Raw genomic sequence first — 20,530 nt, 5'->3', positions numbered from 1 at the left:
GGGCCGGCCCGGCGGGGTCGCGGTCGGGGTGCCCCGAGGTCAGGGCGCCTCGCGGACCTCCTCCACCCAGGCGGTCTCCACCAGGGCGGTGTAGTTGTTCACCAGCGGCAGGTCGGCCGGGGTCGCGTACTCGCTGCGCACCACCACGGTCTCGTGGTACAGCGGCGCCGCCGTCTCGGGGTCGAACATCAGGCGGCGCTGGAGCACCTCGCCCTCGGCGGACTCCCGGTCCTCGGTCAGGAAGAGGAGCCCCTCGCGGCCTTCGCGGTCGGTGGCCGTGCCGGCGAAGCGCACGTCGTCGCGGTCGGCCAGCGCCCGCAGGATGCCCGCCTGGACCTCCGGCTCGACCGGCATCTCGGTGTAGAGGGTCTGGATCCCGGCGAAGAGCTGGGCGCTGCTGCCGCTGTCCACGCCGTGCACGGTGGACAGGCGGGCGGCCAGCTCGTCGGGGTCGGTGGGCAGGGTGTCGGGCTTCCAGGTGAGAAACATGCCGTTGCCGCCCTCGCCGTCGCCCCACTCCTCCTCGGTGGGGCCCTCGCTGAAGAGCTGGGTGAGGGGGTCGGGGTCGCCGGAGAGGTGCTCGGGCGGCTGGGGCTGCTCAACCGCGTAGCCGGAGTCCTCCAGGGAGCGCCAGACCCGGCGGTCCACGGGCAGCACGCCCCAGCCGGCCTCGTCGGTGTCGGCGTTCTGCGAGGCGGTCAAAGTCCACTCCGAGGTGTGCACGTAGGCCACGTCCGCGCCCGCGCCGCGCGCGGCCGGGCGGTCCTCGGCCGTCTCGGCCAGCGCCAGCAGTTCGTCCCGGGCGTCGTGGAGTTCGGCGGGGGCCACCGCCAGCGGCGGGGGCGGGGGGCCGGCGTAGGCGGGCGGCGCGGCGTTGACGGCCACCACGCCGGCGGCGGCCACGACCGCGGCGGCGCCGGCGGCGGCGGCGGCGCCGGCGGCGGCCGCCAGCAGCCACCGGCCGCGGCGGGCGGGCCGGTGGGCGCGCGGCGGCGCGGTCTCGGCGGCGGCCAGGGCGGCGACGCGGGCCCGCGCGCGCTGGTCGTCGTCGACGCGGAGGTGGGCGGCGGGGTCGTGGGGGGCCAGGAGGTCGCGCACGGCGCGCTCGTCGGTGCTCATCGGGTGCCTTCCTGGGCGAGCAGGGGGTGGTTCACGGTGGTGGCGGCGCTGTCCTCGTTGAGGAGCTTGTCGATGCGCCGGCGGGCCCGGTGCAGGCGGACCCGGGCGGTGGCGGCGGTGCAGCCCAGCACGCGGGCGGCGGCGCGCAGGTCCAGCCCTTCCCAGGCCAGCAGCATCACCAGTTCGCGGTCCTTGGGCCTGAGCTGGTTGAGCGCCGCCAGGGCGGTGTGGCGGTCGAGGACCTGGGCGGTGGGGTCGGGCTGGGTCGGCGCGCCGGGCCAGGGGCCGTCGAAGGCGTGCGGCAGTTCGCCGCGCCGCCGGGCCTGCCGCGACCGCGCCAGGACGATGTTGCGGGCCGTGGTGTAGAGCCAGGGCAGGGGGTTGTCCTGGGGCAGGCGGTCGAAGCGCGCCCAGGCCACGCCGAAGGTCTCGGCGGCGACGTCCTCGGCGTGGTCGGGGCCAAGGCGGCGCAGCGCGTAGCGGTAGACGGCGTCGTAGTGCTGTGCGAAGAAGCGGGTGAACGCGCCTTCGGCACGTGTTCCGCCTTCCTCGTCCCGGTCATGGGTCATCGGGGTCCTTCCGTGCGACGTTGACCGTTTATGTCGCTCGGACGGTGGTTGTTACCGCCGTTCCGCGATTCTTCGGCGCGGGCGCGCGCCGGGGCGGCGGCGGCCGGGCCGCACGGGCGCCGGCGGGGGAGTCCGGGCAGGCCGGCGGGGCAGGTGGGCGGGGGCGGCGCTACCGCCGTGCGCCGTCCGCGCCGGGGCCGCCGACCCCGAGGATCTCGTTGACCCGTTGCAGGACGCGCAGTTGCGCCGGGTTGTACAGCTCCGCGACCGCGTGCGCCAGCGCGCTCTCGGCGAGCTCGGCGCCCCGGGGCGAGTCCGCCGTGGGGTCCGCCGACCACGGATGCCGCTCCCGGGTCGCGCGGACCACCGGCGCCATGCGCGCGGCGAGGGCGTCGATGTCGGCGCCGTCGGCGTCGGCGGGCAGACGCTCGAACTCCTCGTCGGTCTCGTGCCGCTCGGCCAGCAGGCGGCGGAATCCCTCCATGGTGTCCTCGCTGAAGACCGCCGAGAAGACCGCGAGCAGCGACCGGTGGGTCTCGGAGAAGGTCTGGGAGACCGGGGCGAAGCCGGCGGGCACCTCGGGCGGCGCGCGGTGCCGCAGGATCACGGCCAGCTCCGCGCGCACCCGGACCAGCCGCTCGATCGTGGCCTCCAGTTCGGCGTCGAGCACGCGGATCGCCTCGTCGGGATCCTCGTCGGCGCGCTCCAGGTCCGCGATCTTCGCCAGCGGCACGCCCAGGTCGCTCAGCCGCTTGATCCGCACCAGGCGGACCAGGTGGGACACCCCGTACTGCTTGTAGCCGTTGGCCGTGCGCTCGGGCATGTCGAGCAGCCCGATGTCGTGGTAGTGCCGGACGGCCTTGACCGTGGTGCCGGCGAGTTCGGCGAGCTGCCGCGTGCTCCACGCCATGTCCTGCCTCCCGCCGGTCCGTCCCGCTCGTCCGAAGAGAAGTCCACACCATGCCCCCGGGGCACGGTCAAGCGGCGCCCCGGTCACCGCGCGAAGAGCAGGGGGAGCAGGTAGATGATCTCGAAGGACTCGTAGAGGGCGCCGACGACGAACAGCGCCAGCGCGGGCAGGCACAGCCACCCGGTCTGCCGCAGCCCGTGCAGGTAGCCCTGGCGCCGGGTGCGGGCGCCGACGGCCGCCGGGCGCAGCCAGGCCCGTCCGAGGAGGTAGGCGCCGAGCATGACGAGGGCGTATGCCTGGAACTCGATGAGCACCGTCAGGGAGTGCGGGACCAGGGTCGTCGCCACGGTCGCGTTGACCGGGGCCAGGGCCACCCCGATGGTGAAGACCCGGTACATGAACGCGGCGATGCCGGCGAAGGGCACGACCATCGAGGGCAGCAGGATCGTCAGCACGCCCACGGTGAGCGTGTTGACGGCGAAAATGGTCAGGCTGAACAGCCAGAAGTCGTCCAGCAGCGAGGTGACCAGGCCGGTCGTCCCGTTCTCCCGCATCGCGGCCTGCTCGGCGGCGCCGAGGTCGGGGAAGACCAGCGCCGCCCCCATTCCGAGGAGGAAGGGGATGTAGATGAGCGCGTTCACGACGAGGTAGGCGCCGAAATTGGCGCGGATGATCCCCAAGGGCGTGCGAAGGAGCCGCATGTTTCCTCACTCCGGGTGTCGGGCGGTCGCAACCGATGAGCCCGCCCGGCCCGCCGCCCGCCCCGGCGGGGCGGAGGCGGGGATCCCGAGCGGCTCGCCCCCACTCCAGGCCATGCCCTTGGGGCATGGTCAAGCGTGGGATGGAGGGGGCGATGCCGTGCCGCCGAGTTCACCGAGTACGTCGAGGGAGCCGGGTACGTCGAACGCCGGTTTTCGGAAGGGCGCGCGGGACGAGGGCGGTCGGCCAGGCGGTCGGGCGTGGCGCGCTGGGAGGGTGTCGCGCGCTGGGAGGGGCCGCGCTGAGAGGCGACGCGCCGCCGCGCGCCGGGCGTGCCGGTGAGGGGCGCGGCGGAGCGGATGGAAGCGGCACCACGCCCCCCACGCGGACAACCCTACTATCTCGTGAGGGTAGGTTGTCGGGCTCGGGCTGAGGCCGGGATCGGGCCGGGGTCGCCTGGGATCGAGTGCCAGGGCGGGGTGCGGCGCCTTCCGGTTTCCATACCGGATTCTCCGGTGCCATGCGACACACTTTGTTTCCGCGACAGGGGGGTCGTCAGGTGCTATGCTCCAAGGAGTTGCAGTTGTGAACCCCCGATGGATTTCATCTCGTCGGGAGATCGCCGCGGTGACGGGAAAATCGTCATTCGCGGTTTTCTTCATTTCTCGACGAGAGGTATCCCTATGGCGACCGGCAAGGTCAAGTGGTTCAACAGCGAAAAGGGCTTCGGCTTCATCGAGCAGGACGGCGGCGGCCCCGACGTCTTCGCCCACTACTCCAACATCCAGGCCACCGGCTACCGTGAGCTGGCCGAGGGCCAGGCCGTGCGCTTCGACGCCACCCAGGGTGCCAAGGGCCCCCAGGCCGAGAACATCACGCTGGTCTAGGGAAGCACGCGCTTCTCCAGCGGTGGGCCCGCCCTCCGGGCGCCCGGCCCACCGCTTTTCCTTTTTCTCGCCGGATCTCCGCCGTCGCTCTACGACCGGCACCGGCCCCCGCGCCCCGGAGTTCTCCGGGTGGGCGCGGACACCACTCTTATTTCCTCCGGCGTTCCGGTATCCCCCTGCGAGGCCGCATACGGCCTCCCGCCCGGCCAGCGCCGTCGGCGAAAGGCCTTATATGAGTCACCCGTATCGCACCGGCGCCGGTCGCGGCCGCCCCTCCCCGGGCTACAGCCGCCAGCGCCCCCGCACACCCAGCCGTTCCGCCTCCGGCGGTCCCTCGGGGGAGTTCGCTCTCCCGGTGACCGTGACCCCGGCGCTGCCGCCGGTGGAGTCCTTCGACGCGCTGGACATGCCCGCCGCGCTCAAGCGCACCCTGGCCCGCCAGGGGCTCACCACCCCCTCGGCGATCCAGGCCGCGACCCTGCCCAACTCCCTGGCCGGGCGCGACGTGCTGGGGCGCAGCCGCACCGGCTCGGGCAAGACTCTGGCCTTCGGCCTGGCCCTGCTCGCCGGACTGGACGGGCGCGAGGCCCAGCCGCGCCACCCGTTGGCAATCGTGCTGGCGCCCACCCGTGAGCTGGCCCAGCAGGTCGCCGAGGCGCTGGCGCCCTACGCCCGCGCGGTGGGGGTGCGCACAACCACCGTGGTCGGCGGCATGCCGATCAACCGCCAGGCCCGTGCACTGCGTGAGGGCGTCCACCTGGTGGTGGCCACCCCCGGGCGGCTGCGCGACCTGATGGAGCGCGGTGACTGCGTGGTGGACCGGGTGGAGTCGGCGGTCCTGGACGAGGCCGACCAGATGACCGACATGGGGTTCATGCCCCAGGTCAGCGCGATCCTCCAGGAGGTTCCCGCCGGGGGTCGGCGGATGCTGTTCTCGGCGACTTTGGACCGCAACGTCGACGCGCTGGTGCGCCGGTTCCTGCGCGACCCCGTGGTGCACTCGGTGGACCCCTCCGAGGGCGCCGTGGCCACGATGGAGCACCACGTCATGCACGTGTCGCCCGCGGAGAAGAACGAGGTGGCCACCCGCATCGCCGCGCGCGAGGGCCGGGTCATCATGTTCCTGGACACCAAGCGGGCGGTGGACCGGATGGCCGAGCACCTGCTGGCCAGCGGCGTGCTGGCCGCGCCCCTGCACGGGGGGCGGTCCCAGCCGCAGCGCACCCGGACCCTGGAGCAGTTCAAGCGCGGGGACGTGACGGCGCTGGTGGCCACCAACGTGGCGGCGCGCGGCATCCACGTCGACGGGCTGGACCTGGTGGTCAACATCGACCCGCCCACCGACCACAAGGACTACCTGCACCGGGGCGGGCGCACCGCGCGGGCGGGGGAGTCCGGGCACGTGGTGACGCTGGTCCTGCCGGGCCAGCGCCGGGACATGGTGCGGCTGATGAGCCGCGCGCGGATCGAGCCGCGCTCCCTGGGCGCCGGAGCCGCTGACCCGGTTCTGGCCGAGGTGACGGGCGCGCGCGAGCCGTCGGGCGTGCCGGTGGCGGTCCGCGCCCCGGTGGCCCGCGAACCGCGCCGCCGCGGCCCGGCCCCGCGCCGTCGCCGCCGCCCGTTGGGCTGACCGCACGATGACGACGGCCCCGCGACCACGAGGTCGCGGGGCCGTCCGCGTTGTCGGCGCCGCCGCCTACTTCTCGGGTGCGGCCGCGCGGTACTTGTCGTGCTGGGCGCGCAGGCGTCCGGCGAACTCCTGTGCCATGTCCAGTTGCTCTCGCAGTGCGCGGCACCGGGCTTCGGCCGCCTCCTCGAACATGTCCAACCGGGTCGCCAGCGCCGCCCGCTCGGCGGCGGGGGTCCGCCCGTCCTCCAGCCGGTCCAGGATCTCCAGGAGGTCGCGGGTCTCCTCCAGGCTGAAGTCCAGCGGCTTCATGCGCTTGATCAGCAGCAGCCGCTCGACGTCGTCCTCGGTGTAGAGGCGGAACCCGCCGGCCGAACGGGCCGAGGGCTCCACCAGCCCGACCTCGCCGTAGTAGCGGATGGTCCGCAGCGAAAGCCCGGTGCGCTCGGCGGCCTCGCCGATCTGCATGTGGCCTGCACCCATCACAGCACCTCCTTGGGCAACCCTACTTTGACGTAAGAGATTTTGTGTTCCAGGGCACCTTCGCCGGGAGTGTGCTGTACAACGGGACGGAGCGGTGGGGTCGGGCGATCCGACAGCGGTCGGCGAAGGGCGCCGCGTCGAAACTACCGGTGCCCGCGTCTCCCCACGCCGGGGCGGATCCCACCGCCGGTGCATGGGCCGAGCCTCGCGGTTGGGCGGGGAGCGCGGCCGACGGCTCTGAGGCGTGCGGGCAACGTTGCACACATACAGGAAAGGTGCGTGCGGTATGGGCGGTCTGCGCTTCCAGGAACTGGACTGGCGGCCCACCCGGATGGGCGACATCAGCCTGCGCCGCCGCTGGGACCCGCTGGTCAAGAAAGACGTGTACGAGATCAAGCTCGACGACGACTTCCTGATGTCGAGCCTGTTCACGGCGGCCGAGATCGAGCTGGCGCGGCTGGCCCTGCGGGAGCCGGCGGTGCCGGCCGAGGGGCCGCTGGACGTGGTGGTGGGCGGGCTGGGCCTGGGCTACACCGCCCAGACCGTGCTGGAGGACCCCCGCGTCGAAACCCTCGTGGTGGTGGAGGCGCTCGGCGAGGTGATCGACTGGCACGAACGCGGCCTCATCCCGGCCGGCGCGGCCCTCACCGCCGACTCCCGGTGCCGGCTGGAGCACGGCGACTTCTTCGACCTGGTCGCACGCGGGGAAGGACTCGATTCCCGGGCGCCGCACCGGCGGTTCCACGCCGTCATCGTGGACATCGACCACGCGCCCGGCCACGTGCTGCACCCCGACCACGCCGCGTTCTACCGCCCCGAGGGGCTGCGCCGCCTCGCCGCGTGCCTCCGCCCGCACGGCGCCTTCGCCCTGTGGTCCAACGACCCGCCCGACGAGGACTTCCTGACGACCCTGCGAGCGGTCTTCCCCGAGGCGCGGGCCGAAGTCGTCACCTTCCCCAACCCCCTCCAGGACCGGGAGGCCGCCAACACCGTCTACCTCGCCACCGCCGCACCCTAGATGGTCGCGTGGCCTTCGGGTACCGGCGTGCGGCCGAAAACACGTATGCGGTGGGGTGCCGATGGGAAGGAACCCGTTATGTCGACCCCTCCGAAACGCTCGGCCTTAGCCATACCCACGCGCCACCCCGTCCTCGCCGCCCTCGCTCTCAGCGCCGTCTTCGCAGTGCTGTACTTCGTCTTCGCACTGACCCTCCGCGGTGAGCAGACCGATGCCGCACTCTGGCAGGCGCTCTTCTGCTTCGCCGGAATCGCGGCGCTCATGTTCACCGTCCACGGCTTCCAGAAGCGCTCCCTCCCCCCAGGCAGCACTGGAGAACACGGATGAGGGCCTTCGAAGAAGCGGCGGCCGAGCAGGGATGACGGGCCGGTGCCGTTACGGCTTCTCGACGGGAGCTCGGTTGATGACCTGCGCCAAGTGGCCCTTGTAGGTGGTGCCGAGTTTGGTGACAACTCCGATGAACGGGCCTGAGCCGCGTTTGAGGCTGCTCAACCAGTTCTCAGGGAGCAGCACACGCTCACCAACGACCAGCGGGGGATGGCCGCGCCAGCGGTAGGCGTAGCCGTCGACCTCCACGACCTGCTCTCCGCCGACCTCGAAGATACGTTTGGCGGCGTCGTCGCGCTCCTGAAGTTCCCGTAGACGCGCCTCCAAAAAACGGATTCTGGCCTGCGCCCCCTGCTCGCCGGTGGCAGAGCCGGCTTTCCAGCCCTCGTTGTAGCCCCGGCGGTAGGCGTCAGCGAGGGCCCGGTCGTGTTCGGTGGCGTGGGTGCCACAAGCGACGTCGAAGCGGGAGATGCGGATTCGGCACGGCTTTCCGGAGCGCGTGGGGCGGCCGCAGGTGGGGACATCGTTGATCTCCTCGGTCACGCGTATCCTTTCTGGCCGGTGCTTAGCCACTGGCAGTCATGACCTTAGCGGGGGAACGGCACAGCCATGTATACGGAACGGAATTCTTCGCGTCGCTGGGAAACGCTCTGACAGGCGGTATGGGCAACCTGACTGCTCAGTCCGCTGTGCCGGTACCGGTGAAGTGGCCTGGTCTGGACACCTTGTATTGGTAGTCCCACTGTGAATATCCGTCACCGCCAGCGATGATGAAGTGCGCTCGTGCCTTGCCGCCGCGTAAGGAGTGATCATCGCCGCGCGGAATCTTCGCGGACCGTTCTCCAATCGGCTGATCTCCGTGGTCGTCTCTGCGGTGTTCCGCTTCTCATCAATGCTGTCCGTCGTCCCTCCGTGAGGTGTCGCATGCCCGCGGTGGCATATACGCCCGAAGCAGGACCGCGCTGCCGTGAGTGTGCACGACGGCGCCCTGGCGGCCATCGCGACTGGGCGACCTTGCCTTCAATGACCGTGCGCTTTCCGCAAGCGGTCGATGACATCCACGGGCACTCACCGAGCGTCTCATTGGTGCGCGTTTGTCACCCCCATGCACGCAACGTGTTTCCCGGATGCGACGGCTTGGTTCCTTGGTCCCGCGCAAACGTATGAGAATGACTCTTTTTGACACGAAGGTGGACAGTGTTCGCTTACGGACAGTTGACGCGGCAAGGCGGCAGCGATGCGCGTCGATGGGTGTATGCGTTGATCAACCTCAAGACGACCGGCCTGCACCCTGAGCGCGGATCCCGCATCTGTGAAGTCGCCGTGGTGCGTATGCGCGGTGACGGGGAAGTCCTGGACGAGTACGCGACCCTGGTCGATCCCAACATCAGGATTACCAACGACGAGTTCCACGGCATCACCAACGCCGACGTCAAGGGCGCTCCTCGGTTCGAACACATTGCCGGTGACCTTCTCGCCTATCTCGGCGGCGCAATCGTGGTCGGGCACAATCTGGAGTTTTTCGAGAAGTTTCTCGTCGCGGAGTTCGGGCGGCTGGGAGTGCCGTTCAACGGTGTTCCAGGGCTGTGCACCCTGGTGGCGGCTCGGACCCAGTTCGACCGCTACGGCTACCGGTTCGAAAACGTGCACCAGTTGCTGACGGGGAGTTGGCCGGTCGGCGAACAGGGTGCGCTGGGGACGGCCAGAGGAGTCGGGCACATGCTCGCCGAACTTGTCGCGAACCCTCCCCAGCCGCTGTTCTGGCGCGGGCCGTCCCCGGTTCGGCTGCCCGAGTTGCCCCGGCAGGGGGTGATCGCTCCGCGGGTACTGGGAATGCGCAAGGGCGCGGAAGGGTGGCTGAGCAATCTCGTCGCCTGCCTGCCGCGGACGCAAACACCGCCGCCGCCGCGTCCCGAGGCACTGCCAGAGTACCGCTCCCTGCTGGAGTTCGCGCTCTCCGACGGCAAGGTCGTCGGTGAGGAAGCCCAGAACCTGGCCGTCCTTGCGACGCGGGCGGGCCTCACGCAACTCACCGCCCAGTACGTCCATGAGGACACATTGGCCCAGGCCCGCCAACGGGCCGAAGCCGACGGAGTGGTGACCGCAGCCGAACTCAAGGAGTTGCGGGCTGCCGCCAAGAATCTGGGCGCCGTCCACATCATTCAGGACCTACAGGAAGCGGTGACAGCCCACCGCCCGCAGAACCGGACTCTCAAGGGATGGCGCCTGCTGCCGGTGGGCGAGGCTCCCGGTATGGAACAACTGCTGGACTACGCGTTGGCCAACGGGGCGACGGTTGCCAAGAACCTCACCAAGACGGTGCGGCTGGTCGTCGCCGAGACCGACGGCTCCGACCCGCGACTGGCTCAAGCGCGCGCCGCCAACCTCCCCGTCATGACGGTAGACGAGGCCCGCAAGGTGCTGGAAGCCGAGGCGATGGCCGCCACGGCCCCAGGCGTCTTCAGCGGCAGCCAAGGCCGGGATGTGGCCGATCGCCTCGCGGCCGAATCGACCCCCGCCTATCCCGAATGGCACGAGTTCTGGCGCCCACGTCAGTTGACAGAGACTGAGTACAGGCAGCGGTTTGTCGATCCCTTCCGCCGCGACCAGTCTGTCGGCACCGCGCCCTCTCGTCCTTCCGCCCGTCCCCACCCCTCGGCCACGCCCCGGGGAGGCTCGGGGTGCGCGGTATTCCTCCTCGCGTCGACCGGCGTCGGTGTATTACTGGCCGAGGTCGCCGTCCGCATGCCCACGTGATCGCTTTTCCAGAGGAGACGAACGTGGTTGCCTTGCGTCGATTCGCGATGAGGAGTCGCTGCGGGACGTAGCATGCTTGACTCGGTTTGCGGAGCCCTGACCGGCGGATGGCCTGTCACCTGCGCCCGACGGCGTATGAGCGCCTGCGTCGGGTGGAGGCCGCCGCCCAGAGTCCGGAAGCGGCCCGGCCCCCCCCCCCGCGGGGGGGGGGGGGGGGCGGGGGGGGGGGGGGGGGGGGCGGGCGGGCGGTGGGGGGGGGGGGGGTGGCCCCCCCCGTGGGCCGGTCCGCCCCCCGCCCCCCGCCTTGGGGGGGGGGGGGGGGGGCGGGGGCGCGGGGCGGTGCCTTCGGCCTTAGAAGGCGTCGGGGTAGAGCTCCTCGGCGATGAGTTCCACGGCGTCGATGTTGCCGAGGGTGCCGGGGAACAGGTCGCTCTTGGAGACGGCGATGAGGCGGTCCTCCTTCACGGCGGCCACGTCGGGGAAGGTGCGCTCCAGGTAGTCCCGGGTGTGCTGTTCGGACTCGGGGCCCGACACGCTGAAGACGATGGCCTCGGGGTCGCGGCTGATGATCTCCTCAGGGGTGATCTCGGCGGCGAAGAAGTCGGCGAACTCGGGGGCGTCGGGGTCGAAGACGTTCTCCCCGCCGGCGGTGGCGATGATGTCCGCCTCGACTCCGGCGCCGATGGCCTGGAGCGAGTTGCCGTCGACGAAGACCTGGGCGACCGTGCGGCGGGGCACGTCGCTGATCGCGGTCTCGACGTCGGACAGCCGCGCCTCGGCGTCCCGGGACAGCTCTTCGGCGACGTCGGGCGCCCGCAGGATCGCGCCGAGGTTGTCGATGTCGGTCAGCACGTCGGTGACCTCCGCGGTGCTGCGGCGGTCGAGGCAGCCGCCGGTCGCCACATATGCCTGGGCGTCGTTCTGCTTCAGTTGCTCGATGCTGGCGAAGCCCTGCTCGGCGGTGAACTCGTACTCGGTGGGGGACACGACGAGGTCGGGGGCGGCGGCGAGGAGGTCTTCGCGCGCCGGCGGGGTGTCGGTGCTCAGGACCGGGATGTCGGCGGCCTGGTCGGCGATGTCGTCGGGCAGCGGCGAGACGTCCGTCTGCGCCTGCCCGACCAGGGAGTCCACGGCGCCCAGGCGGATGAGCAGTTCGGTCTGCGAGGGCATCATGCCGACGATGCTGCTGGGGGTGGTCGCGAAGGTGAGTTCGCGCCCGCAGTTGGTGATCGTCACCGTCTCTCCCGAGCCGTCGGCCGCTTCCGCGCCGCCGGGGCCGTTGGTCACCCCCGTACCGCACGCGGACAGCAGCAGCGGAACGGTCGCGAACGCGGCGACCGAGGCCAGCACGGCCGGGGGTTTGCGGCGACGGGAGCGGTTCGCCGAGGCGGAGGGGGACGAGGTGGGGATCATGGGAGGGTGATTCCTTCCGGGGCGGAGACGGACGGGTCGGGGGCCGTGCCGTCGTGGCGGCTCGGGGAGCGGCGGGCGTCGAAGATGAAGTGCCGCCGGCCCGAGTGCGGATGGGCGACCGCGGTGGAGTCGACGTCGAACGCCGACCGGATCAGGTCGGTGTGCAGCACCTCGTCCGGCGGCCCCAGCGCGGTCAGCCGCCCGTCGACCAGGACGCCGATGGTGTCGCAGGAGCGCGCGGCGAGGTTGAGGTCGTGGAGGGCGACGACGACGGTCTTGTCGGTGGCCTTGATCAGGTCGAGCAGTTCCAGTTGATGGGCGATGTCGAGGTGGTTGGTGGGCTCGTCCAGGACGAGCACGGGGGTCTCCTGGGCGAGCGCGCGGGCGAAGAGCACCCGCTGCCGCTCGCCGCCCGAGAGCGCCGAGAACGAGCGGTGGGGCAGGTGCGCGGCGCCGACACGGGCCAGCGCGTCCAGCGCGACCGCGATGTCGCGGTCGGAGTCGCGGCCGAAGCCGTGCCCGTGCGGAATGCGCCCGAGCAGCACCATGTCGAGGACGGTGACCTCGAACTCCTCGCTGTGCTCCTGGGCCATGACCGCCACCCGCAGGGCGACCTCCCTGCGGCTGAGCGAGGCGACGTCGGTGCCGTCGAAGCGCACGTGCCCCGACGACGGGGCCGCCACGCCCGACACGGCGCGCAGCAGGGTGGACTTGCCGCTGCCGTTGGGCCCCACCAGCCCCAGCACCGTGCCCGAGGGCACGGCGACGCTGACGCCGGTCACGACCGGCCGGCCGCCCCGGTGCGCGCCGAGGTTCTCGATGTCCACTCTCATCGGCCCATCCCCACGCTCTCCGCGCGGTCGCGCCGCAGCAGCCACAGGAAGAACGGCGCGCCGACCAGGGCGGTCAGCACCCCGAGCGGGATCTCCGAGGGCGCCGCGAGCGTGCGCGCCAGCAGGTCGGAGCCGGCGAGGAACACCGCGCCCGCGAGCACCGCGACCGGCAGCATCTTGCGGTGGTCGGACCCCACGACGATCCGGGCGATGTGCGGGATGATCAGCCCGACGAACCCGATCCCGCCGGAGACCGCCACCACCGAACCGGTCAGCAGCGCCGCGGCCACCAGGACCACCGTCCGCAGCCGGTTCACGTTCACCCCCAGGGACGCCGCCGCGTCGTCGCCCACGAGCAGGGCGTTGAGGGCGCGGGCGCGGAAGGCGGTGAGCAGGCCGACGGCCAGCAGCGCGGCGGCCGGCAGGACGAGGTGCCCCATGGTGGCGGCCGAGACCGAGCCGAGCAGGAAGAACATGATGCTGAACACGTTCTGCGCGTCGGTGGCGAGGGTGAGGTAGCTGGTCACCGCGCTGAACAGGGAGCCGAGCGCCACCCCCGCCAGGATGAGCCGCTGCGGCGCGATGCGCCCGTTCTTGCGCGCCAGGAAGTACACCGCGCCGGTGGCCACCAGCGCGCCGACGAACGCGGAGGCGCCGATCCCCAGGGAGCTGATCCCGATCCCCAGGACGATGAACGACACCGCGCCCACGCCCGCCCCGGCCGAGACGCCGAGGATGTAGGGCTCGGCGAGCGAGTTGTGGACCACCGCCTGGATCAGCGCGCCCGCCAGGGCGAGCGCGGCGCCGGTGAGGGCGGCCAGCAGGACGCGCGGCAGCCGGAACTGCCAGACGGCGTTGTCCTGCACCGTGGTCAGCGACCCGTCCGACATCCACGGCATCCCGGGCACGAGGTGCCCGACGATGATCCGGAAGGCGTCCGCCGGGGACACCCCGATGGTGCCGACGCTGGTGGAGAGCAGCAGCACCGCCACCAGCGCGGCCGACAGGGCCGGCACGAGGATGCGCACCGCCAGGGCGCCGCGCCGACGGGGCGCGGCCCCGGCGGCGGGGGCGGGGGCGGGCGGTGCGGCGGGGGCGGAGGTGTCGCGTGCGTGGCGCGAGATGGTGGGGGAGCGGTCCGGGGTCGTCGCCCCGGGGGGTCCGCTCGTTGTTTCCGGCATGGGGTCAGCAGCCCTTTCCGACCGTTGACGGGGTGGTGCGCGCGGATCGCGTCGCGATCGCGGCGAAACTGAGGACGGCGGCTCCCAGGCGGTGGAGGCTGTCCAGGTGGTTGCCGCCGTGGCCGGTTCCGGGCGCGCGCCACAGGGCGGCGTCGCCGCCGGCCTGGCGCAGCGCGTCCACGACGGCCCGGGTGTCGTCGGCGGCCACGCGGGAGTCCTCGGCCAGGACGATGCCGAGGAAGCGGGGCGGGCGGGTGCCGGCGGGGAGTTCCCGGGCGCGGTGCAGGGGCGAGATCCGGCGGAGGCGTTCGGGCCGCTCCGGGTCGTCGGGACCGCCGAACTCCCCGATCCACCGCTCCCCGAGCGGGTGGGCGCCGAGGTTGAGCAGGTCCAGGGGAGCGGCGGTGCTGACCACCCCGGCGCACAGGCCGGGGGAGGCCAGCGCGCAGGCGGCCGCGATCACGCCGCCGTGGGACGCGCCGGCCAGGACGAGCAGGTCCGGCCGGGTCAGTCCGGCACGGATGAGCCCGCGCGCCACCGCGGCCAGGTCCGCGATTCCGCGCTCCTTGGCGGCGCCCCGGCCGGCCGCGCGCCACGCCGCGCCGTGCTCGCCGCCGCCCCGGATCTGGGCGATGGCGTAGCGGCCGCCGTGCTCGACCCACGCCGGCACCGTCGGCTCGAACGCGGGCAGGCTCGGGACGCCGAAGCCGCCGTAGCAGGTCAGGATCAGCGGGGCGGGGCCGGTCGCGCCCACCGGCGAGGTGACCACGACGGGGACGTCGACTCCGTCGTCGGCGCCGAACGCGTGCTCCTCGGTCCGCGCGAAGGCGGGCGGCGCGGTCGCGGCGGCCCGGTCGGCCAGGAGGCCGCCGGCCGTGACGACGCGCGGGGGAAGGACGGGGCCCTCGATGAGGACGTGGAACCGGTCGGCGTCGGCGCCCACCTCGGTCGCCACGGCGGGTTCGCCCTGGTAGGCCACCGGCCGGTCGGCGACCACCGCCCCCGCGACGACGCGCAGCAGCACGCTGCGGCCCGCGCGCACGCCGGCCACCAGCACCTCGTCGCCGCGCGCGGCGACCGCGGTGATCCGCACGGAGGGGTCGGCCCAGGACCACAGGCGGGTGCCGCCGCGCGGGTCGAAGGCGTGCAGTCCCGTCCCGTCGTGGACCAGGGCGTGCCCGCCGGCGGCGAGCACGCGCGTGACGGCGGGGAACGCGCCGAGTTCGGCGCCGGTGGCGCGGTCGGTGAGGACGGTCGGCCTGCCGGGACGGCTTTCGGCGAGCACGCCGTCGGCCCCGCCGGGGAACAGCCGGAGCCGCACGCCGGGCGGCACGGCGGTGGTCCGCGGCCGCCCGGTGGCCGCGTCGAGGCGGACCCACCGGTGCGACCCGCCGGCGGCGAGTTCGACGCGGGCGGAGTCGCCGCTCCAGAGCATGGGGTCGTAGCGGCAGCGGACCTCCGGGTAGGTCCGCACGCCGCCCGTGGCGGTGTCGACCAGGGCCAGGGCGGCGTCCTCGTCGGCGCGGTCGGCCAGTTGGACGGCGATGAAGCGGCCGTCGGGTGAGGGGGCCATGCGCAGGATGTGCCCGTCGGGCTCGAAGACCGGCGCGTCGTCGCCGGCCCGGTAGATCCCCCGGCGCCGGTGGCCCGGAAGCCTGCTGAGGGTGAAACCCCGGTCGGGAACGCCGGGGCGCCCGTGGTGCTCCCACGCCGCCAGCGCGGCGTCGAGGGAGGGGAGGACCTCCGGGGACGGAGTGCGGGGGGTGTCGGCGGTGGTCGGCATCAGCGGCCCACGGGGTCGGCGGCGCCGCCGCGCCAGTGCAGGTGCCCGCCCTCATCGAGGGGACTCGGCATGCGGACGGTGTCGGTCCGGTCCTCGCGGACCAGGTGGAGTTCGGCGTCGCCGCCGCGGGTCACGGCGGCGGTGGTGCCGGAGGGGTCGAGGGCGACGGCCCGGCGCTGCGCGGGGGCACCGCCCACCGGGTCCCAGGGCAGGCGCCCGGGGGCCGGTGGATGCGACATCGGCGGCAGCGCCCTGCGGTACAGCGCGCGCGGTCGCGGCCCGGCGCGGTCGATGAGCGTCAGTTCGTCGCCGTCGGGGTGGATGGTCGCCACCGCCGCCTTCCCGCCGCCGAGCGCGAACCGGAACGCCAGCCCGGGCGGGAGGTCCACGCAGCGGGTGTCACCGGTGGACAGGTCGACGTCGACCAGGTGGTTGGTCCACTCGGTCCACGCGGCCGGGTCGGCCGGACCGCCGCGCACCACGCCCACGGCGCGGCCGGTGGCCGGGTCGAAGCGCAGGTAGAACGCGCGTCCGGGCGCCGGCCAGGGCACGGCGCCGATCATCCGCGGCACGCCCTCCTCGACCACGAACCGCTCCAGACCCCTGCCGGTCGCGGTCGCCGCGATGCCGGTGCGCTGGTCGACCACGTCGCCGTGGCCGTCGTCGGCGATGTCGGCGACGGCGGCACCGGTGAGCGCGGGCACGTGGGCGCCCACCCCCAGGCACCAGGCCAGGGGGAGCGCCTCCACGGCGCCGGGCTCGCGGTGGCGGAGCACGACCGTCGGATCGCCGCCGGCCTGGTCGGGGACCACCAGCGCCCCGGGCTCGCCCCTCCGCGAGCGGAACCGCACGGACTCCCCGGCCGTCAGGTCGACCACGGTGACGACGTCGCTCCACGGGGCCCCGTTGGCGCCGACGCCGGTGGTGACCACCACGTGGCGCCCCGAGGGGTCGCAGGCGAGGTGCTCGGCGGGAATCGCCACGGGGACCCGCCGCTCACCGCCGGGGCCGAGGACCACGAGCGCCCCGGAGCGGTCGTCGGCGAACGCCAACTCCGCGTCGGTGGCACCGTCGCGGGGCAGCGCCAGGACCCCGGCGTGCTCGGCGAGGACCCCGGTGCCGAGCGCGCGGACGCCGCCGCCGTCGACGGCGGGGTCGACGGTGTAGGTGCGGCCCGCACGGTAGTCGGCCACGAAGAGCTGGTCCACGGTCATGGGGAAAACAGTATTGGTAATGAAAACCGTTCTCAAGTAGAGTGCGCTGTGCTCCCCGTGAGCAACGTGTCGGCGCACCCACGCCGGCACGTCCTGTCGTGAAGAGAGGACATCGCCATGGACCAGCAGACGGACCAGCAGATCGTCGCCGAGATCGAGGAGCCCGAGCAGTTGGCGCACCTGTCCGCCTCGCACTCCAACGCCCTCGTCGAGAACCCCTTCGACTAGTCCCGTCGTCCGCGACGCTGTCAGACGGACCTGATACCCGGTCGGGTGGCCGCGTGCCGCCCGGCCGGGCCGTTCGGGAGGCGCAGATGACCCCAGAACCACATGTCGCCCGCGTGCCGGGCAGCGGCGCCGACGCGCTGGTCGAACACGACGGCACCGGAGTCGTGCGCACCTCCGCTGGGGCGTTCCTCCGCCTCCAGCACCCACCGGCCGGTCTCGCCGACGCGCTGACCGGCGCGCCCGCCGGCGACGACGAGTCCGGCGCCTACGCCGCGAAGCTCACCGCCGAGATGGCCGCCCGCGAGGCCGCCGACGCCGAGCGCCGCTGGCCGGCCGCGCGGCGCAACGTGGGCCTGGTGGGGGAGGGCGCGCTGATCGAGGCGCTGGCCGACGCGCTGACCGGCTGGGGCGTGGCCCCCGCCCGCTTCCCCGACGGCGCGGCGCTGCTCGCCGCCCCGGGCGCGGACCCCGCCGGCGGCGACCTGCCGGACGCGGCGGCGGGCGACCGCCCAGGGGCCGCCCCGCCCTGGGACCTCGTGATCGCCTACGCCGACACCCCCGCCGCACGCGCCGGGTGGGACGCGCTCGACTCGCTGCCCGGCCACGGCGCCGCCTGGCTGCGCGCCTACCGCGAGGGCCAGGTCTGCTTCGTCGACCCGATCAGCCTCTCCACCGACGACCCCACCGCCGAGCAGGTCCGCCGGCGCCGCCTGGCGGCCAGCACCGTGCCCCGCGAACTCGACGCCTGGCAGCGCGCCGCCGCCGGCTCCGCCGAGGAGCTGCCGACCGCCGCCCGCACCCTGGTGGCGGCCCGAATCCTCACCGTCGCCCTCGCCTGGGCGCAGCGGGCCGACACCCTGGAGACCTACCGCGGCACGCTGTGGAAACTCGTCGCGGCGACCGGCACCCTCAGCGAGCACCCCGTCCTGGCCTACGACCCGCCACCTGCCCTCCCCGCCTCACGGGCCGCCGGCGGCGGGGCGGCGCGGCCGTCATGACCGCGCGGCACGGCCACGACCACCACGTCCGCCTGCGCGACGGCACCGTCCTGCGCGGACGCTGGTGGGAGTGCGCGCACCCCCAAGGCATCGTGCTGATCCGCACCCCCTACGACGCCGACGAGCACGCCTCCACCGCGCGCTCGTGGAACGCGCGCGGCTACCACTGCCTCGTGCAGGACGTGCGCGGCCGCTACCGGTCGGCGGGACGCTGGTCCCCCTACACCCACGAGCACGACGACGGCGGCGAGGTCCTGGCGCGGCTGGCGGCCGACCACCCCGGCCTCCCGGTGGTCCTCTACGGCGCCTCCTACGCCGCCCACACCGCGCTGGAGGCCGCCCGCGCCGCCGCCGAAGCCGGCGCGGCCGGCGCTTCCGGTGGCACCGCCGCGCCGAGCGCCGTCGCGGCGGTCATCGTGCTCGTCCCCGCACTGGGCCTGGCCGAGACCGCGTGGGACGCCGACGGCGTCCCCCAGCTCCGCCACCGCATCGGCTGGTGGCACCAGCACGGCCGGACACCCCGCCCCCAACCCCCGCTGCCCCCCGCCGAGCTGGACGGGCGCGTCGCGCAGGCGCGCGAGCACGGCGTCATCGAGGCCGCCGCCGACTGGGGCTGGACCCCGCACGCGCGCGCGGGCTGGCGGCGGCTGTGGACGGCCCGGCGCATCGACCTGGCGGCACGCTACGGCCGCGTCGCCGCGCCGCTGCTGGTGGTCAGCGGCGACGACGACTTCTTCCACCACCACGCCCAGCGCCTCGCCCGCGCTTGGAGCGCCGCGAGCCACTTCGCCAGCGGCCCCTGGGGCCACGGCCTCGTCGGGGGAGTCACCGACCCCGCCCGGCGGGCCCGCATCACCGCGGCCGGCGGACTGGCCCACATCATCGACCCGTGGCTGTCCGCGAACGGGCTGCCCGGCACCCCGGCGGCGTGGACCGGCGTCCTCGCGCCCGCCGCCGCCTCGCGCACGCGGTCGGTCCTGGACCCCGCGTCAGGGACCTGGCACCACGAAAGGACCGCACCATGACCCTGACCGAAACCACCGACCGCGCACCCCGGCAGGGAGCCGGCACCGCCGACCCCGCCGGCACCGCCCGCGCGCCGCGCGCCGGCCGCCACCCGCTGCCCGTGGAGGCGCTGGTCGACCGCGAATGCGGGATCATCCGGTCGGTCCGCGAGGTCCCACACCCCGCCGGGGCGCCGCAGTCCTACCTGGCGATGACCGCGGCCGTCTCCGACGCGCGCCGGCTCGGCGAGTGGCCCGCCGACCGCGTCTCGCTGGGCACCTCCTTCGGCGACCCCGCCCAGGCGCGGATCGCCGCGATCGCCGAAGGGGTCGAACGCTACTGCGGGAACTGGCTGCCCGCCGAACTCCCCGGCGACGAACTGCGGGTGGCCTCCCGCGCGGAGCTGGCCGCCGCCGGCCACACCCCGATCGACCCGGCCGACCTGCCGGTGTTCGCCCCCTGGCAGTACGCCCGCGACGGGTTCGCCTACCAGCCCCTCACCGAGTCCACCCCGACCCTGTGGGCGCGGTGCACCGACCTGGACGGCACCCCGGCCTGGGTGCCCGCCTCGCTGGTCTACCTGAACTGGCGGCAGTCGCGCTTCCGGGGCCTGCCCCGCACCCACCACCTCAACTACGCCGGCATCGCCACCGGCCAAGGCGCCGACGACGCCCGCGACCGAGGTGTCCTGGAGGTCGTCGAACGCGACGCCCTCGAACTGTGGTGGCACCTGGACGGCCCCACCTTCGGCATCGACCCCGCGAGCGTCCCCGGCCTCGACGCCGACCTGCGCGGCGGCTCCCTCCGCGTCTTCCTGGTGGCCATGCCCTCGGAGTTCGCCCCCGCTGTCGCGGCCCTCGTCCACGACGAGGAGCGCGGCCTGTACGCGGCGGGTTTCTCCGCCTCGTGCGACCCGGTCCGGGCCGCCCGCAAAGCGGTCCTGGAGGCCATCCACACCTGGGTCTACACCCAGGGCTGCACCTCCGCCGACGGCTGGGTGTTCCGCGCCGTCGAGCACGGCCTGCTGGCGCGCGGCCTCTACCTGGACTTCCGCGCAGACGCCGCCTACCGCGACGCCGCCGGCGCCCAGTGCGAGAACATCATCGACCTCGGCGCCCACGTCCAGCTCTGGCTCGACCCGCGCGTCCACCCCGAAGCCCGGCGGTTCACAGAACCCGCCCTGGGCACCCGCCCGATCAGCGCCCTGGAGCCGGTGGCCATGGACGAGGTGTACCGGCGGCTGGCGCGGCGCGGCCACCGCGTCCTCACCCGCGACCTCACCACCGCCGACATCCGCCGCACCCCGCTGCGCGTGGTGCGCACCCTCATCACCGGACTCGTCCCCAACGCCCCCGCCGCCTTCGCCTACCTCGGCATGCCCCGCTTCAGGGACGCGGCCCAGGAGCGCGGCTGGCGCACGACGTGGACCGGCGGCCCCGAGGACTTCACCCTCGTCCCGCCCCCGCACATGTAAGGCAC

General features: G+C 73.7%; 20 protein-coding genes. 9 read left to right on the top strand and 11 right to left on the bottom strand.

Annotated elements, in window-relative coordinates; translation table 11 throughout:
- Positions 1-39: 39 nt before the first annotated feature.
- The 4 genes from LG943_RS13010 to LG943_RS12995 form a co-directional block, all read right to left on the bottom strand.
- Positions 40-1,119, bottom strand: a complete 1,080-nt coding sequence (locus LG943_RS13010; RefSeq protein WP_270072513.1) for a CU044_5270 family protein — start codon at positions 1,117-1,119, stop codon at positions 40-42.
- Complete coding sequence (locus LG943_RS13005) at positions 1,116-1,688, bottom strand: RNA polymerase sigma factor (protein ID WP_270072512.1); 573 nt, start codon at positions 1,686-1,688, stop codon at positions 1,116-1,118. Before LG943_RS13005 ends, LG943_RS13010 begins: the two co-directional genes overlap by 4 nt.
- Positions 1,689-1,857: 169 nt before the next feature.
- A complete protein-coding gene (locus LG943_RS13000) occupies positions 1,858-2,598 on the bottom strand; it encodes a MerR family transcriptional regulator (protein ID WP_270072511.1) in 741 nt (246 codons plus the stop codon).
- Between the two features lie 83 nt (positions 2,599-2,681).
- Positions 2,682-3,299 (bottom strand): stage II sporulation protein M, encoded by a 618-nt coding sequence (locus LG943_RS12995; protein ID WP_270072510.1) that lies wholly within the window; start codon positions 3,297-3,299, stop codon positions 2,682-2,684.
- A 681-nt stretch (positions 3,300-3,980) separates the two neighbouring features.
- Between LG943_RS12995 and LG943_RS12990 the strand changes: the two genes are divergently transcribed.
- Positions 3,981-4,184, top strand: coding sequence for a cold-shock protein (locus tag LG943_RS12990; RefSeq protein ID WP_270072509.1), 204 nt, complete (start codon positions 3,981-3,983; stop codon positions 4,182-4,184).
- A 232-nt stretch (positions 4,185-4,416) separates the two neighbouring features.
- Positions 4,417-5,814 carry a DEAD/DEAH box helicase gene (locus LG943_RS12985; RefSeq protein WP_270072508.1) on the top strand — a complete coding sequence of 466 codons (1,398 nt, stop codon included), beginning with the start codon at positions 4,417-4,419 and terminating at the stop codon, positions 5,812-5,814.
- A 66-nt stretch (positions 5,815-5,880) separates the two neighbouring features.
- On the opposite strand, the gene LG943_RS12980 is transcribed toward LG943_RS12985, so the two are convergent.
- Positions 5,881-6,294: a MerR family transcriptional regulator gene (locus LG943_RS12980; RefSeq protein ID WP_408648589.1), complete on the bottom strand. Its 414-nt coding sequence runs from the start codon at positions 6,292-6,294 to the stop codon at positions 5,881-5,883.
- 286 nt (positions 6,295-6,580) lie between these two features.
- Here LG943_RS12980 and LG943_RS12975 point away from each other — a divergent pair, with 286 nt between their 5' ends.
- Both LG943_RS12975 and LG943_RS12970 read left to right on the top strand, forming a co-directional pair.
- Positions 6,581-7,312: a polyamine aminopropyltransferase gene (locus LG943_RS12975; RefSeq protein ID WP_270072506.1), complete on the top strand. Its 732-nt coding sequence runs from the start codon at positions 6,581-6,583 to the stop codon at positions 7,310-7,312.
- 78 nt (positions 7,313-7,390) lie between these two features.
- Entirely contained in the window at positions 7,391-7,639 is a 249-nt protein-coding gene (locus LG943_RS12970) for a hypothetical protein (protein WP_270072505.1), read from the top strand.
- A 48-nt stretch (positions 7,640-7,687) separates the two neighbouring features.
- Here the strand turns inward: LG943_RS12970 and LG943_RS12965 are convergent, their stop codons facing one another.
- Positions 7,688-8,182 (bottom strand): FliH/SctL family protein, encoded by a 495-nt coding sequence (locus LG943_RS12965; protein WP_270072504.1) that lies wholly within the window; start codon positions 8,180-8,182, stop codon positions 7,688-7,690.
- Between the two features lie 654 nt (positions 8,183-8,836).
- Here LG943_RS12965 and LG943_RS12960 point away from each other — a divergent pair.
- The gene (locus LG943_RS12960) at positions 8,837-10,396 is read left to right on the top strand and encodes an exonuclease domain-containing protein (protein ID WP_270072503.1); all 1,560 of its coding nucleotides are present in this window, start codon (positions 8,837-8,839) and stop codon (positions 10,394-10,396) included.
- Positions 10,397-10,747: 351 nt separating this feature from the next.
- On the opposite strand, the gene LG943_RS12955 is transcribed toward LG943_RS12960, so the two are convergent.
- The 5 genes from LG943_RS12955 to LG943_RS12935 form a co-directional block, all read right to left on the bottom strand.
- The gene (locus LG943_RS12955; RefSeq protein WP_270072502.1) at positions 10,748-11,809 is read right to left on the bottom strand and encodes an ABC transporter substrate-binding protein; all 1,062 of its coding nucleotides are present in this window, start codon (positions 11,807-11,809) and stop codon (positions 10,748-10,750) included.
- Positions 11,806-12,642, bottom strand: coding sequence for an ABC transporter ATP-binding protein (locus LG943_RS12950; protein ID WP_270072501.1), 837 nt, complete (start codon positions 12,640-12,642; stop codon positions 11,806-11,808). The genes LG943_RS12955 and LG943_RS12950 overlap by 4 nt, the downstream gene beginning before the upstream one ends.
- Complete coding sequence (locus LG943_RS12945; RefSeq protein ID WP_333486360.1) at positions 12,639-13,664, bottom strand: FecCD family ABC transporter permease; 1,026 nt, start codon at positions 13,662-13,664, stop codon at positions 12,639-12,641. The genes LG943_RS12950 and LG943_RS12945 overlap by 4 nt, the downstream gene beginning before the upstream one ends.
- A gap of 163 nt (positions 13,665-13,827) precedes the next feature.
- The gene (locus tag LG943_RS12940; RefSeq protein ID WP_270072499.1) at positions 13,828-15,606 is read right to left on the bottom strand and encodes a prolyl oligopeptidase family serine peptidase; all 1,779 of its coding nucleotides are present in this window, start codon (positions 15,604-15,606) and stop codon (positions 13,828-13,830) included.
- On the bottom strand, positions 15,606-16,820 hold the full coding sequence (locus tag LG943_RS12935; RefSeq protein ID WP_270072498.1) for a hypothetical protein: 1,215 nt from the start codon (positions 16,818-16,820) through the stop codon (positions 15,606-15,608). Before LG943_RS12935 ends, LG943_RS12940 begins: the two co-directional genes overlap by 1 nt.
- A gap of 117 nt (positions 16,821-16,937) precedes the next feature.
- Between LG943_RS12935 and amiA the strand changes: the two genes are divergently transcribed.
- The 4 genes from amiA (at position 16,938) to LG943_RS12915 (ending at position 20,525) form a co-directional block, all read left to right on the top strand.
- Positions 16,938-17,048 carry a streptamidine family RiPP gene (gene amiA, locus LG943_RS12930; protein WP_246425016.1) on the top strand — a complete coding sequence of 37 codons (111 nt, stop codon included), beginning with the start codon at positions 16,938-16,940 and terminating at the stop codon, positions 17,046-17,048.
- An 86-nt stretch (positions 17,049-17,134) separates the two neighbouring features.
- Positions 17,135-18,046 (top strand): hypothetical protein, encoded by a 912-nt coding sequence (locus LG943_RS12925; protein ID WP_270072497.1) that lies wholly within the window; start codon positions 17,135-17,137, stop codon positions 18,044-18,046.
- Positions 18,043-19,071: a CocE/NonD family hydrolase gene (locus tag LG943_RS12920; protein WP_270072496.1), complete on the top strand. Its 1,029-nt coding sequence runs from the start codon at positions 18,043-18,045 to the stop codon at positions 19,069-19,071. Before LG943_RS12925 ends, LG943_RS12920 begins: the two co-directional genes overlap by 4 nt.
- Positions 19,068-20,525 carry a YcaO-like family protein gene (locus LG943_RS12915; RefSeq protein WP_270072495.1) on the top strand — a complete coding sequence of 486 codons (1,458 nt, stop codon included), beginning with the start codon at positions 19,068-19,070 and terminating at the stop codon, positions 20,523-20,525. Before LG943_RS12920 ends, LG943_RS12915 begins: the two co-directional genes overlap by 4 nt.
- Positions 20,526-20,530: the final 5 nt, after the last annotated feature.

This window comes from Streptomonospora mangrovi (genome assembly GCF_027604915.1).
GTDB lineage: Bacteria > Actinomycetota > Actinomycetes > Streptosporangiales > Streptosporangiaceae > Streptomonospora > Streptomonospora mangrovi.
Note: the sequence above shows the minus strand (reverse complement) of the source record. Positions and strands in the feature narration are given on the sequence as shown.